The sequence below is a fragment of the Halosegnis longus genome, assembly GCF_009663395.1.
GTDB lineage: Archaea > Halobacteriota > Halobacteria > Halobacteriales > Haloarculaceae > Halosegnis > Halosegnis longus.
The window spans coordinates 1,540,790-1,554,108 of record NZ_QKNW01000001.1 but is presented as its reverse complement, the minus strand read 5'-3'; the positions used below and the strand labels follow the sequence as shown (position 1 = coordinate 1,554,108).

At 66.9% G+C, this 13,319-nt stretch carries 16 protein-coding genes and 1 tRNA gene; 9 read left to right on the top strand and 8 right to left on the bottom strand.

The features are described 5' to 3' along the window. Nucleotides 1-3: 3 nt before the first annotated feature. Complete coding sequence (locus tag DM818_RS08450) at nt 4-189, top strand: hypothetical protein (RefSeq protein WP_075937172.1); 186 nt, start codon at nt 4-6, stop codon at nt 187-189. 97 nt (nt 190-286) lie between these two features. Then, nucleotides 287-916, top strand: a complete 630-nt coding sequence (gene rnhB, locus DM818_RS08445; RefSeq protein ID WP_075937173.1) for a ribonuclease HII — start codon at nt 287-289, stop codon at nt 914-916. Here the strand turns inward: rnhB and DM818_RS08440 are convergent. Both DM818_RS08440 and secF read right to left on the bottom strand, forming a co-directional pair. Continuing rightward, nucleotides 913-2,448, bottom strand: coding sequence for an MMPL family transporter (locus DM818_RS08440; RefSeq protein ID WP_075937174.1), 1,536 nt, complete (start codon nt 2,446-2,448; stop codon nt 913-915). The genes rnhB and DM818_RS08440 overlap by 4 nt on opposite strands. Beyond that, nucleotides 2,445-3,305, bottom strand: a complete 861-nt coding sequence (gene secF, locus DM818_RS08435) for a protein translocase subunit SecF (protein WP_075937175.1) — start codon at nt 3,303-3,305, stop codon at nt 2,445-2,447. The genes DM818_RS08440 and secF overlap by 4 nt, the downstream gene beginning before the upstream one ends. Nucleotides 3,306-3,384: 79 nt before the next feature. Between secF and DM818_RS08430 the strand changes: the two genes are divergently transcribed. Further along, the gene (locus DM818_RS08430; protein ID WP_075937176.1) at nt 3,385-4,191 is read left to right on the top strand and encodes an MOSC domain-containing protein; all 807 of its coding nucleotides are present in this window, start codon (nt 3,385-3,387) and stop codon (nt 4,189-4,191) included. Here DM818_RS08430 and DM818_RS08425 read toward each other — a convergent pair. From DM818_RS08425 to DM818_RS08410, 4 genes are read right to left on the bottom strand one after another with little or no spacing between them, the layout of a single operon-like run. Beyond that, the gene (locus tag DM818_RS08425; RefSeq protein ID WP_075937177.1) at nt 4,169-4,684 is read right to left on the bottom strand and encodes a DUF5812 family protein; all 516 of its coding nucleotides are present in this window, start codon (nt 4,682-4,684) and stop codon (nt 4,169-4,171) included. The genes DM818_RS08430 and DM818_RS08425 overlap by 23 nt on opposite strands. Before the next feature lie 37 nt (nt 4,685-4,721). Continuing rightward, on the bottom strand, nt 4,722-5,279 hold the full coding sequence (locus DM818_RS08420; RefSeq protein ID WP_075937178.1) for a hypothetical protein: 558 nt from the start codon (nt 5,277-5,279) through the stop codon (nt 4,722-4,724). 38 nt (nt 5,280-5,317) lie between these two features. After that, a complete protein-coding gene (locus DM818_RS08415) occupies nt 5,318-5,950 on the bottom strand; it encodes a hypothetical protein (RefSeq protein WP_075937179.1) in 633 nt (210 codons plus the stop codon). 24 nt (nt 5,951-5,974) lie between these two features. Next, a complete protein-coding gene (locus DM818_RS08410; RefSeq protein ID WP_075937180.1) occupies nt 5,975-6,682 on the bottom strand; it encodes an enoyl-CoA hydratase/isomerase family protein in 708 nt (235 codons plus the stop codon). A gap of 59 nt (nt 6,683-6,741) precedes the next feature. Between DM818_RS08410 and DM818_RS08405 the strand changes: the two genes are divergently transcribed. Further along, entirely contained in the window at nt 6,742-7,380 is a 639-nt protein-coding gene (locus tag DM818_RS08405; protein WP_075937181.1) for a DUF7114 family protein, read from the top strand. Between the two features lie 27 nt (nt 7,381-7,407). After that, nucleotides 7,408-7,479, top strand: a tRNA-Thr gene (locus DM818_RS08400). A gap of 909 nt (nt 7,480-8,388) precedes the next feature. Here DM818_RS08400 and DM818_RS08390 read toward each other — a convergent pair. After that, nucleotides 8,389-9,267, bottom strand: coding sequence for an NAD-dependent epimerase/dehydratase family protein (locus DM818_RS08390; RefSeq protein WP_153952541.1), 879 nt, complete (start codon nt 9,265-9,267; stop codon nt 8,389-8,391). A 239-nt stretch (nt 9,268-9,506) separates the two neighbouring features. Between DM818_RS08390 and DM818_RS08385 the strand changes: the two genes are divergently transcribed. Further along, nucleotides 9,507-10,520: an isocitrate lyase/PEP mutase family protein gene (locus tag DM818_RS08385; RefSeq protein WP_075938420.1), complete on the top strand. Its 1,014-nt coding sequence runs from the start codon at nt 9,507-9,509 to the stop codon at nt 10,518-10,520. 221 nt (nt 10,521-10,741) lie between these two features. Further along, nucleotides 10,742-12,040, top strand: coding sequence for a malate synthase AceB (aceB, locus tag DM818_RS08380; protein WP_075937184.1), 1,299 nt, complete (start codon nt 10,742-10,744; stop codon nt 12,038-12,040). A 23-nt stretch (nt 12,041-12,063) separates the two neighbouring features. On the opposite strand, the gene DM818_RS08375 is transcribed toward aceB, so the two are convergent. After that, nucleotides 12,064-12,366: a hypothetical protein gene (locus DM818_RS08375; protein WP_075937185.1), complete on the bottom strand. Its 303-nt coding sequence runs from the start codon at nt 12,364-12,366 to the stop codon at nt 12,064-12,066. A 94-nt stretch (nt 12,367-12,460) separates the two neighbouring features. Between DM818_RS08375 and DM818_RS08370 the strand changes: the two genes are divergently transcribed. Together DM818_RS08370 and DM818_RS08365 are read left to right on the top strand one after the other, a co-directional pair. After that, on the top strand, nt 12,461-12,940 hold the full coding sequence (locus tag DM818_RS08370) for a pyruvoyl-dependent arginine decarboxylase (RefSeq protein ID WP_075937186.1): 480 nt from the start codon (nt 12,461-12,463) through the stop codon (nt 12,938-12,940). 55 nt (nt 12,941-12,995) lie between these two features. Further along, nucleotides 12,996-13,319 carry a DUF5811 family protein gene (locus DM818_RS08365; protein WP_075937187.1) on the top strand — a complete coding sequence of 108 codons (324 nt, stop codon included), beginning with the start codon at nt 12,996-12,998 and terminating at the stop codon, nt 13,317-13,319.

The window sequence follows — 13,319 nt, the reverse complement described above, 5'->3', positions numbered from 1 at the left end:
GCTATGTGTCACCGACAACCAATCGGCGAACTGGAGCGGATGCGTGAACTGACCGGCGAGTACGAAGAAGAGGGCGAGGAGCCACCCGAGGAACGCCCTGCGGCCGAGCCGGTCGGAGATGACGCCGAGCGCGAACCGGAACCCGACGCCGAGCCGGAGCCGGTCGCACCGACTCCAAGCGGGGACTAACAGTTCTCGCCGACCGCGAACGCACGGCGAGCCAAGCTAGTCACCGCGAGTCGTAGCCCACCGCGAGCCTTTTTTCGGCTGCACGCAACGACCAGCTATGCACTTCGGCGTCGACGAGGCGGGGAAGGGACCGGTACTCGGGTCGATGTTCGCGGCCTGCGTCCGCGGCGACCCGGAGGACCTGCCCGACGGCGTCGCCGACTCGAAGCGGCTGTCGCCCGCGCGTCGTGACGCCCTCGACGCAGCGATTCGCGACGCCTGCGACGTAGGAGTCGCCGAGATTCCGGTCGCCCGCATCGACGGCGAGGAGGACATGAACACGCTGACCGTCCGCGCCCACGCGGCCGCCATCGACGCCGGCGCGAGAGACGGCGATTCGGGACTGTGCGACGCCGGCGACACGTCCGAATCGCGGTTTGCACGCCGGGTCGCCGACGCCTGTGAGCGGGCTGTCGACGTTACCGCCCGTCACCGCGCCGACGACGACGACCCGCTCGTCGCGGCGGGCTCTATCGTCGCGAAGGTGGCGCGCGACGACCACGTCGCCCAGTTGGCCGCGGAGTACGGCGAAGTCGGGAGCGGCTACCCGTCGGATGCGACGACTCGCGAGTTTCTCCGCGAGTACGTCACCGAACACGGCACGCTCCCGGCGTGTGCGCGAGCGTCGTGGAAGACGAGCGAAGATGTGCTTGCGGCGGCCGAACAGTCGGCGCTCGACCAGTTCTAGTCGAGGACGACGTTCCGGAGAATGTTCCCGTACGCCGGGCGGGTGACGAGCACGCCGAGCAGGACGCCGACGATGGTGACGATGGCGAACCCTTGGAGGTCACCGAGCGAGAGCACGGCGAGGGGACTCATCGCGATGATGGTGGTCGCGGCGGCCGCGCCGATGACCCAAAACGCCTTGCGGAACCGGGATTCGAACACCCGGCCGGTGGAGACGCGCTCACCCTGGAGAATCTCGTCGGCGATGATGATGAGGTCGTCCACCCCCGTTCCGATGACGGCGATGAAGCCGGCGATGTGGGACAGGTCGAGCGCGAGTCCGATGAGCGCCGCGAAGCCAAGCAGGAGATACACCTCTGCGCCGGCGGTCAGAATCATCGGCAACGCAACTCCCGGCTCACGATACCGGATGAAGACGGTGAGCGACACCGCGAGCACGGCGACGACGCCGGTCACCAACGAGAGGAATTTGAAGTCCTGTGCGAGCGACGGCTGGAGGAAGTAGGTCGTCCCGCTTTCCACGTCGAGGGCGCTCGGGAGCGCGCCGGCGCGGAGATTGATTTCGAGTTCGCGGGCGTCCTCCTGTGAGTTGGAGCTGATGAAGTAGCGCGGGTCCTCGACGAAGTCACCGCTCTCGATGGTGGTCGCGAGGTCGCCCATGCTGACCGCGTCCACGACCTGACCGTTGCGGACGGTCAACAGACAGTAGGCGTTTTCGCCCTCGGGTCCGGAGCCGATTTCGTAGTTACACTGGCCCTGATTGTCCGTGTACCCTTCCTCCTGCATGATAGTGGAGAACCGCTGTGCTGACTCGCGGGTCGCGACAGACACGTCGACACCCCACTGGCCGGTCTGTTGACTCTGGCTGACGCCGTTGACGTTGAGCGTCTCCTGGTCGAACAGCGGGACGCGCTCGTAGCCGCCGTCGTCGGCCGGGTGAAGCCCGACGATCTGGACGCGGCCGGGGTCACCGACGAGTTCGAGCACCTGCGAGCGGTTGGCGTTCGGCACCTCGACGGTGAGATACGTCTGGTTCGCACCGGTGGTGACGCTGGCGTCGCCGCCGGTCAGTCCGCCGGCGTTGATCTTGCTGTCGAGGACGCGCTCTGCCGTGTCGTAGGTCGCCCGGGTGAGGCCGGCGTCGATGACCGACTCGTCGGCGTCGAGTCCGACCGCCTGGAGGGCGGCCGCGAACTCGGCTTGCGTGACCGACTCGTTGTACACCTCGACGGTCCCCTCGGTGGTCGCGGCCTCGCGGTCCGGATAGCGAACCTCGATAGTCGGCGGTGAAAGCCCGAGTTCCTCGGCGATGTTGCGTTCGAGGTCCTGTTCGGCGGTTCCCTCCAGGTCGACGGGGTCGGCGGTCATGCCGACGAGCGGGGCGCGGACGCTGGCTCCGCCGGAGAGTTCGAGCCCGTACTGGAGGTTCGTCGGCCCCTCGCCGCCGGCGGCCCCGAGGGGGCCGAACAGGGCGAGCGAGCCACCGAGCACGAGCACGACCAACAGGACGAGCCGCCAGTTTTCCCGAATCATTGTGCCACCGCCTCGTACTTGTAGTAGCGAAGGAGACTCACGTTGAGCAGATAGGTGTTCATCAGGTCGGCGACGAGTCCGAACACGAGGATAATCCCGACCGAGGGGAGCAGGTCGATGGCGAGGAGACTCGCCGTGATCGTCATCGCGGTCATCGCCGCGATGGAGGTGAGCGTCATCGTGACGCCGGTCCGCATCGCCCGGTAGGTCGACTCGTAGAAGTCACCGCGCCGCCGGAGGACGTGGTTGTTCAACAGCAGGTCCGAGTCCACCGAGTAGCCGATGAGCATCAGGAGGGCGGCGACGGTCCCGAGCGTGAGCGGGATGTCGAAGAGGCTCATCAGCGCGACGGGGATGACGATATCGGAGAAGGCGGACGCGACGACGGCGATCGAGGGGATGAACGTGCGGAACAGCCCGAAGACGAGCAGCGCCATCCCGAGGAAGGCGACGCCGATCCCGATGAACGCCTGCCGTTGGGTGTCAGCGCCGAAGGAGGCGGCCCGTTCTTGGCTGGATATCACCTCGTAGCCGGCGGCTTGCGCCTGTTGTTGGGGGTCCGCGTCGCTCGGCGGGAAGGTGACGATGTACTCGTTTTCCTCCGAGCGAATCGGCGCAATCGACTCGACGTCGGCGTCGAAGGTGCGCTCGATCTGTGGCTGGGTGTCGGCTGTCTGGATGCGAAGCTCTGTCCCGCCGGTGAAGGCCATGCCGAGCGAGACCGGCGACGTTCCCGTGATGAGGAAGGTGCCGAGAAGGATGACGAGCGCCAGCCCGAGTATCGCGAGGGGGACCGCGACGAGCTGACGGTTTGAGTACCGGGTGTAATCAACATCCGGTATCTCGAACTCTACCATACGGCCACTCGTGTGAGACGCCCGATAAGCCTTCTCAAACAGCGGAGGCTACAAGCCGGTGGCTACCCGACGACCGACAATGACCGCGACGCTCGATTCGATCTACGTCTACCCGGTCAAGTCGCTCGACGGCATCGCGCGCGACCGGACGACCGTCCGTGAGGCCGGCGGCTTGGCGTTCGACCGCGAGTACGCGCTCCGCGATTCCGACGGCGAGTATGTCAACGGGAAGCGCGAACGGGCCGTCCACCGGCTCGCGAGCAGCTTCGACCCCGACACCGGCGCGTGGACCGTCGGCCCCCGCGAGGGAGAGGCTGCGACGTTCCAGCTGCCCGAGGAGCGCGCGGCCGCGAGCGACTACCTCAGCGACTACTTCGGCTACGCGGTGACCATCGACCGCGACCCCTCCGGGGGGTTCCCGGACGACACCCACGCGGCCGGGCCGACGCTCATCTCCCGTGGGACGCTGGAGACCGTCGCGGGCTGGTACGACGACATCGACGCGACCGACCTCCGGCGGCGGCTCCGGCCGAATCTCGTCGTCCGCGGCGTCGACCCGTTCTGGGAGGACCGACTGTACGCCGACCGCGAGTCGGCGGTCGCGTTTACCGTCGGCGGGACGCGCTTCGAGGGACGCAACCCCTGCCAGCGGTGTGTCGTGCCGACGCGCGACCCCGACACCGGCGCACAGACGCCGGGCTTTCGCGAACGGTTCGTGACCCGACGGGAGGCGACGCTTCCCGAGTGGGCCAACGAGGACTGGTACGACCACTACTTCCGGCTGATGGTGAACACGCGCGTCCCGCGCGAAACCGTGGGGGCGACGCTGTCGGTCGGTGAGGAACTCGAAATCGGGGCGACGGTCAGGGCAGATACCGGACGCTGATAGTGCCGGTCTCCTCGTCGGAGCGCACCTCGACGCGGACGACGTTCTCCATCCGACCTGCGCGTTCGAGCGTGCCGTCGTCCTCGAGCACGTCTTGGACTGCCTCGGTCGTCTCCTCGGCCGGGACGGTGATGACGTGGATTTCACCCATGCCAGCACGCTCGTGGCGGGTGAGTTCACCGACCGCTTGGTCGGCGGCGAGGTCCTGTTCGTGGGCGGTCGGCGGCTCCTCGCTCTCGTGACGGCGGACGTGACGGCGTGAGTCGACCTCAACGATGCGGTCGGCGATTTCCAGCGGCGGTTCGGGGGCGAGCGTCGCGTCGAGCACGTCGCCGGCCTCGACGCCGGGATTGTCGGCGAGCGTGTGGACCTGTCCGGAGTCGATGTCGCGGAGCACGGCGGCGTCTTCGTCGGCGTGGGTGACGACGTACCGAGTCGATTCGCCGTCGGTCTCCACGTCTGGCGTCTCAATCTCTGTGGTGTCGTCGCTCATAGCAGAAGAACAACGGCGAGCCGTTTCACCCCGTCGGTCACCGGTAGCGACGGTGGACGAGCCAGCCGGCGGCCGCGGCCACGACGGGAATCACGGGCGAGGCAATCGGCGGAATCACGTACAGGAGCGAAAGGACGGGCGCGAACAGCCCTGTGGCAGGGGGACGCGAAACCGTCTCGCCGTCGAGGGTGAACGTCTCCGGGATGGAGGCGACGAGCATCAGATACAGCGAGACCAGATAGACGAGTCCGGCGACGGCGAGCGCGCGGTCGTACGCCGGCGTCGAGCCCTCGCGACGGTGACGGCGCGCGACCAGCAGGACGGGCGCGACCACCGGCACGACGACGATGAAGCCGATGATGACGACGAACGTGCGGACGAACGCGTCGGTGCCGCCGACGGCCAGCCCGGCCGACTGCGAGATGGAGATGATGGCTGCGAGCGCGAAGGCGATACCCAAAAGCAGCGCGAACAGGCCCCCGACGACGGTGTACAGCCGGAACAGCCGCGAGTCGCTGTGACGAAACGCGTACGGGAACGCGGTGACCAGCCCGCTGTAGTCGTCAGTCGTCGCCGCCGCTGTCTCTGCACTCATTGTGCGGTGTTGGGCGGAGACGCCCAAAAGGGCCGCGTTCAGTTCTCCGTGACCGTGATACGAATCTCGTCGCCGTCGCGAATCACGTAGCTGGTCGGGTCCACCGACTCGCCGTCGACCGTGATGGAGACGCTGGCGTTCTCGCCGTCGACGTAGCGGGTGCCGTCGTACCACACCTCGCCGTTCTGGACGCCGATGTCGAGCGTGGACATGGCGTACTCCAGCGTGACGCCGGGGGTGTGTTTGTGCCAGCGGCCGTCACCCTCGAAGTGGAAGTGACGGTTGCGCGTCTCGCCAATCTGGTACTGGTCTCGTGTGAAGTCCACCGTCGACCCCATGACGGTCATGGAGAGCTGGCCGTGCTCGTGGGTGTCACCGGCAGCGTCGTACTGGGGTTCCTGTTCGACCTGCGTGACGCTCTGGGGGAGGTCACCGGAGCCACCGCCGTCGCCGCCGGCGAGAAACAGATACCCACCGACGACCGCCGCAAGCAAGAGTGCGCCGGCGAGCGCCAGCGGAACGACGCCGAGACCGGAGTCGTCATCGTCGGTCACGTTGGCGACCCGGCGCTGTTCGATTGCGCCGAGTTCGTCCGCGTGTTCGGCACCGAGATGCGAGAGATACGCAGACTCGGCGTCGAACGACTCCCCGCAGTAGTCGCAGTCGGGCATACACTCTGTCGCCACCCGAACGCCCTACCTGTTTCGGTGCTCGGCGAGCGCGTCGGCGTGCGCTTGCAGTTGCGAGACGAACGCCTCGCGCTCAGCGCGTTCACGGTCGGATTTCGAACCACGCCGTGAACCGAGTCGACCGAGCGCCCGGAGCGCACCCGGGTCGTTCGCCGCGAGTTCGTCAGCGACCGTCCGGGGGTCGGCGACGACACGCGAGATTAGCCCCATGGACTGCGCCTCGTCGGCGTCGACGACTCGCCCGGACAGCGAGAGGTCGTTGGCGTGGCTCGTCCCGACCGCCTCGGGGAGTCGGACGGTCCCGCCCCACGCCCCGAACAAGCCGAAGGTGACCCCCGGCTCCGCGAGGGTGGCGTCGGGGGTGGCGACGCGCACGTCACAGGCGAGCGCGAGTTCGACCCCGCCGCCGCGGGCCGGCCCGTCGATACCGGCGACGACCACGGGGTCGGCCTGTTCGATGCGCGTCATCGTCTCCTGTCCCCGGTCGATGAATGCACGGGCGCGGGCTTCGTCGGTCGCGACCTCGGCGACGGTCGCGAGGTCCGCACCGGCACAGAAGGCCTCACCGGCGCCCCGGACGAGGACGACCGGCTCGGGAGACGCCTCGACGGCGGCCGCGAGTGAATCGAGCCCATCGAGCGTGAGGGCGTTGCGCGCGTCCGGCCGCGAGAGCGTGACGACACGCACCCCGTCGTCGTCGCGTGTGTGTATCATGCGGTGTCGTCACCCCGGCTTCCAAAGGTCTTTGCCACTCGCAGGCCAATATTCACGCAATGGAAGAAGTCGCCGCGGTCCGTGACGGAGCAGTATCGACCGTCGGCGATGTTGTTCCGGAGACGTTCCACGACGATATCGTGGCGTTTCTCGACGACGGCTCCTTCGTCCCCGGCGTCTTGACCCTGCTCGCCGCCGACAGCGTCGGCCGCGACACTCCGGACGTGCTCGACCGCGCCGTCGGCGTCGAACTCATCTACGACGGCCTCCGGCTCACCCGCCGGCTCGCCGCGGACCCGCCGTGGACCGACGGCGACGACCCCACGCAGGCCAACATCGACATCCTCGCGGCCGACGTGCTCGTCGCCCGCGGCTTCTATCTGCTCGCCGAGACGGAGGCCGCGACCGACGCCGTCGCCGTCGTCCAGTCGTTCGGCCACGACCAGACGGTCAGCCACGAGACGGGCGAGCGAGACCACGAACTCGAAGTCGACATCCTCGAACTCGCGCTCGTGGCCGGGGCCTCGACCGGCGGCGGGATGCCGCTTGAGACGGACGCGCTCGCCCGCGAGTTCGCCGACCACTACGACGACGCGAGCGGCTTTCCGGACCCCGGCGTCCTATTCGACACCGCCGCCCGCGAGCGAATCGAAGCCGTGACAGGCGGTAGCGGACGGCCCCTGAATCGAAACGACTAACAACGCAACCGCGATACGTCAAAACGCGCCTGGGTAGCTTAGCGGTAAAGCGCGTCCTTGGTAAGGACGAGACCCCGGATTCAAATTCCGGCCTAGGCTCTTTCTGTCGACTGCCAAACGCACAGCGTCGCCGTCGTCAGGCTACCGTCCGGGTGTTACTGCAGTTGCGATGCGAGTGATAGCTATCGCCCGCTGAGCAAGACCGGATACTCGACAAACTCGATGGAATCATCTCCTCGCCGTGGCGCGACCCACTGGACCACGGTGAGCCGCTCCAGAACAGTCCGTACAGGAAGATATGCGTCGGGGAGTTCCGGCCCTCCGTGCGCTTTCCCCGTGGTGACGAGCAGTTGGTCGTCGCACACATCGACCATCGAGGGGATACATACACCCCTGACGACGACTAAGTCACGACACGTCCTCGGTGCGACGAGCGAGAAGTGGAAGAGTCAGGGAGTTGGCTCCGGTCGTCGTCAGTCGTACGCCACGCCATCGAGGGGACTGTTCCTCCGTTTTGCTGTGGGAGTATAGTGTCTGAGATGGGTAATGGAGCTATTTGACTCTCCCTCGCCGTTATATTCCGACAGTAGAATCAGTGGGTGATGGCTGCTACACTCAAACGGCGACGGCTTCTGGGCGGCGTTCTACTTATCCTCGGGGTGAGTATTGTCCTCGCGCAGCTTGGGACATTCCCCGGGATGCTGTTCGGTGGCTGTACGGATGTCGGGGTCCCAGCGGGACAGGGGCACGGAGTCGGCATTACCGGGGTGCAGGATGCAAGCCTGCTGTACACACCCGATGGAACGAACGAGTGTCGTATCCCGCTTCCGGCAGTCCTCATCCCAATTGGACTCACCGCTGTAGGAGGTGGATTGATTTTGTCCACGAGATAATCCCCAGTTCTACCTCCACACAACGTTGTGAGCTAGCCCACGCGTAGTCAATATGACGAGACACCGGAGTCAAACCCCGACCGAGGCTCCGTTCGTTTCACTACACGCCGAGTAACTACGCGTCCGGCGGTGCCGCGTCCTCGTCGCTCGCCTCCCGCCACGAGTGAGTCGGCTCCCAGCCGAACAGTCGCTCGGCCTTCGCGACGGAGTAGGCACCCGCGTCACCCTCCACGGCGCAGTCGTCGGGGACGCGACCGTACTGCTCGCGCATCAGGTCGCGGAGCGGGCGACCGAGGGCGTTGTCCGGGCCGACGCAGTTGACGGCCTCGTGGCCCGAGTGCGGAGAGTCGAGCGCGGCGGCGACCAGCTCGGCAACGTCGCGGGCGTCGACGTACGACCAGAAGTTGCCCGCGCCGGCGTCGAGGTCCTCGACGTACTCGGGGTCGCGACAGGGGTAATCGCCCGGCTCCTGAATCCACGAGGGGCGAATCGAGGTGACCGACACACCGTCGCGGCGGGCGACCGTCTGTCCGATTTCCTCGGTGACGACCTTCGAGAGCCCGTAGGGGTCTTCCGGGCGGAGCGGGTGGGATTCGGGAATCGGAAGCCGGTCGGGAACAGGTGTCTCATCGGCGAAGAAGAAGCCGTAGGCTCCGTCGGAGGAGGCCTGGACGACGCGGGCGTCGACGCGACCCGCCGCGGTCAGGACGTTGTGCGCGGCGAGGGTGTTGTTCTGGTACACGTCGACGCCCGGACGCGTCCCGGCGACGGGAATGGCCGCCCAGTGGACGACGGCGTCGGGGTCGAGTTCGGTGACGACGTCGAGGACGCTGCCGGCGTCCGTCAAGTCGAGGGCGCGATACGCCACGTCCGGGTGGCCCGCGCCGGGGTCGGGGTTCGTCCGGTCGAGACAGGTCACGTCGTGGGCGGCGGCGAGCCGGTCGAGGACCCACCGGCCCGACTGCCCGCGACCGCCGGTGACGAGTAGCTCCATACCGGCGGGAGACGCGGGGTGGGCTAAGTCCCACCGACAGCGGCACGTGTCGGTGGGTCGACCGTGGCAACAACACACATATTAAGAATCACCACACTCACCGGAGCATGAAGGTGATTAAGAAATATTATCATTATTGTTCACAACACTCTTATGTCGGCTCCCGAGAAAAGGAGGTACAGATGGCACACGAGAAGGATTCGGACCCCGTTGCAGAGAACGTCCGCGACACGGACGCCATGATTCGAGACGTTGACAACCACGCGGCCCGCGAGCTGCGACAGAAGTTCGAGGAGCAGGACTACGTGTTCGCGCCGGGCCTGTACCACGCGCTGGACGCGCGGCTGGCCGAGATGGCCGATCTCGACGCGGCGTACATGTCGGGCTACTCGACGGTGCTGGGTCAGTTCGGCTTCCCGGACCTGGAGATGGTCACGATGACCGAGATGGTCGAGAACGCAAAGCGCATCGTCGAAGCGACGAACCTCCCGGTCGTCGCCGACGCCGACACCGGCTACGGTGGCGTCCACAACGTTCGCCGCGCCGTCCGCGAGTACGAGAAGGCCGGCGTCGCCGCCATCCACATCGAGGACCAGACCTCGCCGAAGCGGTGTGGCCACATCGCCGGCAAGCAGATTGTCTCGCGAGACGAGGCGCGCTCGCGGTTCGAGGCAGCCGTCGACGCCAAGCAGAGCGAAGACACCATCATCATCGCCCGCACGGACGCGTACGGCTCCGCCAACGGCGACTGGGAGGAACACCTCGAACGCGGCCGCATCTACGCCGACGCCGGCGTCGACCTCGTCTGGCCCGAGATGCCGGACCCGTCGCGTGAGGACGCCGTCAACTACGCGGAGACCATCCACGAGACGCACCCGGACCTCGACCTCGCCTTCAACTACTCCTCGTCGTTCGCGTGGTCCGAAGAGGAGGACCCGCTCACGTTCCAGGAGCTCGGCGACCTGGGGTACGTCTACCAGTTCATCACGCTGTACGCGCTCCACTCCGGTGCACACTCGGTGTACGAGGACATGAAGAACATCTCGGAGAACGACGAGCAGGCCCAGTGGGACCTCGAAGACCGCTACCTCGGCCACGAGACGGAGAGCCACCACCAGCTTTCCTTCGTCCCGCGGTTCCAGGACGTCGAGGCGCAGTTCGACCCCGAGGCACAGTCCCGGATGGAAGACTCCGCGGGCTTCACCGAGGAGGGCGAGGCCGTGCTGTCGAGCGAACAGGACGACGACGACTGACGCTTCCGTCGACCGCGGACGCACGACGGAGGCTGAAGCGCTCGCCGACCGCGAACGCACGGCGAGGGCTGACGCGTCCGTCGACCGCGAACGCGCGGGCGCACTGACGCGTCCAGCAGCCGCGGACGCACGACGGGCGCGTTGACGCGTTGTGGCCGACCCGCGTTGGCCGCATCCGTCGATTATTTGTGACGAGCGGGTACCAACTGAGACACCAACATATGGAACGACGACACACACGCAAGTTCGTTCGGACGTTTTTCACGACGCCGACGGCACTGGAAGGAGAAGAGGACTCGGCGAAGATGCTCAACCGTGCGGCAGACCTCCGCGGGATGGAGGCGCCGGACGTGTGGGTCCCCGACAACGAGGACGCCACGGCCCCGTCGATGCGCGACGAGGGCGCACAGAACATCATCGACGTGCTCGCCGAGAACGGCGACGGATTCCCGGGTGAGGTCCACCCGCGCGTCGTCTGGCACCGCGACAGCCCGACTACCCGTCATCAGGGATTCAAACACATGCTCGAAATCGCCGACCCGGACAACGGTGCCATCGACAACCTCGACGGCTTCGTCATCCCGGAGGTCGGCGGCATCGACGACTGGAAGAAGGCAGACGAGTTCTTCACCATCGTCGAACACGAGCACGGCCTCGAAGAGGGGTCGCTCGCGATGTCCGTCATCATCGAGTCGGGTGCGGCCGAACTCGCGATGCGCAAGCTCCGCGACGAGATGGGCAAGCCGGACAACAACCTCGAACGCATGTTCCTGCTCGTGGACGGTGAGGTTGACTACACGAAGGACATGCGCGCGATTACGCCGACGGGCGGGCTGCCGGAGTGGCCGGAGCTCCGTCACAACACCTCGCGCGGCGCGAGCGCGGCGGGCTGTATCGCCGTGGACGGTCCCTACGACGACATCCGCGACGTGGACGGCTACAACGAGCGCATGACCGACAATCAGGCGAAGGGCATGCTCGGTATCTGGTCGCTCACGCCCGGACAGGTCGTGGAGGCGAACACGAACCCGCTCCCGCCGGCGACCGGGAGCTGGCTCCTCGACGCCGACGGCCGCGAGGTCGAACTCACCGAGGACGACGGCGTTTTCGTCTACAACGGCGACCGCATCAGCCTCGCCGAGGACGGCGACGAGTACACCCTCTCGGTCGGCGGCGACGAGCAGACGCTCGACGAGGAGGAACTCACCGACGAACTGCTCGGCCTCACCTCCTACGTCCCGAGCATGGACGACATCGTCGACTCGATGGAGGAGTTCGAGGCGGCCCGCGACGCCGGCACCGGCGCAATCGCCATCACCCGCTCCGCGACGCTCGAAATCGACGGCGTCGAGGTGGACATCGCCACCGACCGGATGTGGGACGAGGCGACGTATCAGGCCGCGAAAACCCCGATTACGCTGTTCCAGGACGTGTACGAGCACCGTCCGGACCAGCACGACGATCTCGCAGAACTGTACAGCGAGGACGTGGTCGAGCGGGCAGCGAGCGTCGGCAACTAAGCGCTACGCGCGCTCTTTTTATTTTATTCTGCGCCGATAGACTCGTCTGCGGCGAAGGAGTCGAAGCCGGCCAGCCGGAACGGTCGCGAGTCGGTGCAGTCGTCGTGTTCGGCGGCGAGTTCGCCGATAGCGAGATCGAACCGGTGGGCGAAATCCTCGTACACGTCGGCGGATTCGAGCGTATCGAGGAACCGCTCGGTCGTGAGGTCCTCGGCGTAGTTCTCGTGGAACTCCGCGACGTTGGCGGCGGCCGTCTGTGCGGTCGCGCTGTCTGCTCCGTACTGTTCGGTGAACACCGGCGTCAGGTCGGCTTCGAAGTCGCTCATACGGGTAGATGGACGGCGGGGATGTAGGGGATTTCGGTCCCGGGAGTCCTCGCCGAATCGTAATCGGGATACCGACGACTCCCCCACCCACTGTATGGAGCCGATTCGCGTCGTCTGGGGGACCGGGCGTGCGGCGACGGAGATGGCCGCCTACGACGCGGCGCTCGCGGCGGCCGGCATCGAGAACTACAATCTCGTCGCCGTCTCGTCGGTGATTCCCGACGGCGCGACCGTCGAGGAGACCGGGACCGCGCCGGACCTCGGCCCGGTCGGGAACCGACTCACGGTCGTCCAGGCACACGAAACCGTCCCGGTCGGCGACCGCGACCCCGCCTGTGCCGGACTGGCGTGGGCGACGACCGATTCGGGGCGGGGCCTGTTCTACGAGGCGTCGGGTCGCGACGAGAGCACGGTCCGTGGTGCGGTCACGGAGGGAATCACCAGCGGCCGCTCGCTGCGCGACTGGACCTTCACCGACCAGACCCACCGACTCGCCGTCGCCGACCCCGACGCCGAGGCGTACACGTCGGCGGTCGCCGTCGCCGTCTACGGCGAGAGCGAGCCAATCTTGTGAGACGGTACCATAGAAAGCGGTGGATTTTTGCGAGCAAGCCGGCTAGGAGAGTCGAATGCACGGTAACCACGACGAAACGACGGAACTGACGACGGACGAGCGCCGGCAGCTGCGCGCCGGTGGAACCGCCGTCGCCGCCCGGACGCGCGAGCTCCTCTCGCGGGAGTTCGTCGTCGGGACGGAGTTGGTGGACAGCCACGACGGCGTGCAGGCCGCGGTCGCGGTCCAGCCGCCGAACGGCACCGTCGTCTCGGCCGGGTTCCAGCTGTCTGAACTCGCCGACGACGGCGACACCGACGATATCGCACAACAGATCGCAGCGGGCGCGGCGCTGGAGGCGATGTCGAATCCCTCCCGCCACCAGCCGACCGGCCAGTAG